The sequence below is a fragment of the Streptomyces sp. NPDC048392 genome (assembly GCF_043200575.1).
In the GTDB taxonomy this organism is placed as follows: domain Bacteria; phylum Actinomycetota; class Actinomycetes; order Streptomycetales; family Streptomycetaceae; genus Streptomyces.
The window spans coordinates 1-1,182 of sequence record NZ_JBICYB010000105.1 but is presented as its reverse complement, the minus strand read 5'-3'; the positions used below and the strand labels follow the sequence as shown (position 1 = coordinate 1,182).

Genomic DNA, 1,182 nt, shown 5'->3' with positions numbered 1-1,182 from the left:
CGCGCCGGATGGTGTTGAGCTTGGTGATGAGGGGGGCGATGGTGGTGCCCCGGCGGGCGGCGGTGGCCCAGTCGCGGGGTTTGAGCTGGTATTTCTCGCTGTCGAGGTATTCCTCGCTGCCTTCGCGCAGGGGGGTGTTCTCGCAGAGTTCGTAGCCGCTGTAGACGCCCCAGGCGGGGGAGAGGGTGGCGGCCAGGACGGCGCGGACCTCGAAGGCGGGGCGGCCGCCGTGCTGGAGGTAGGCGTGCAGGATGTCGGGGGTGTTGGTGAAGAGGTTGGGCCGCATGTAGGAGGCGGCGTCCCCGGTCAGTTCGGTGAGGTAGTCGGTCAGTTCCTGTTTGGTGTTGCGCCAGGTGAAGTAGGTGTAGGACTGCTGGAAGCCGATCTGGGCGAGGGTGTGCATCATCGCGGGGCGGGTGAAGGCCTCGGCCAGGAAGATGACGTCCGGGTCGGCGTGGTTGATCTCGCCGATGACGCGTTCCCAGAAGGCGACGGGTTTGGTGTGGGGGTTGTCGACGCGGAAGATCCGTACGCCGTGTGCCATCCAGAAGCGCAGGACGCGCACCGTTTCCGCGACGAGTCCGTCGGGGTCGGTGTCGAAGGCGATGGGGTAGATGTCCTGGTACTTCTTGGGCGGGTTCTCGGCGTGGGCGATGGTGCCGTCGGGGCGGTGGTGGAACCAGTCGGGGTGTTTGTGGACCCAGGGGTGGTCGGGGGAGCACTGGAGGGCGAGGTCGAGGGCGGTCTCCAGGCCCAGACGGGAGGCCCGGCGGACGAAGTGGTCGAAGTCGTCGAGGGTGCCGAGGGCGGGGTGGACGGTGTCGTGGCCGCCTTCGGGGGAGCCGATGGCCCAGGGGACGCCGACGTCGTCGGGGGTGGCGGAGAGGGTGTTGTTGCGGCCCTTGCGGTGGGTGGTGCCGATGGGGTGGACGGGGGGGAGGTAGACGACGTCGAAGCCCATGGCGGCGATCGCCGGGAGGCGGCGGGCGGCGGTGCGGAAGGTGCCGTGGGGGTGGTCGGGGGTGCCCTCGGAGCGGGGGAAGAACTCGTACCAGGCGCCGTACAGGGCGCGCTCCCGCTCGACGAGCAGGGGCAGCGGGTCGGAGCTGGTGACCAGTTCCCGCAGCGGGTGCCGGGCCAGGACCGCGTCCACCTCGGGCGTCAACGCCGCCGCCAGCCGGG

General features: G+C 70.2%; 1 pseudogene. It reads right to left on the bottom strand.

The annotated features are described in order from the left end of the window. Positions 1-1,182: pseudogene (locus ACGFYH_RS37380) on the bottom strand (alpha-1,4-glucan--maltose-1-phosphate maltosyltransferase); the annotation flags it as partial.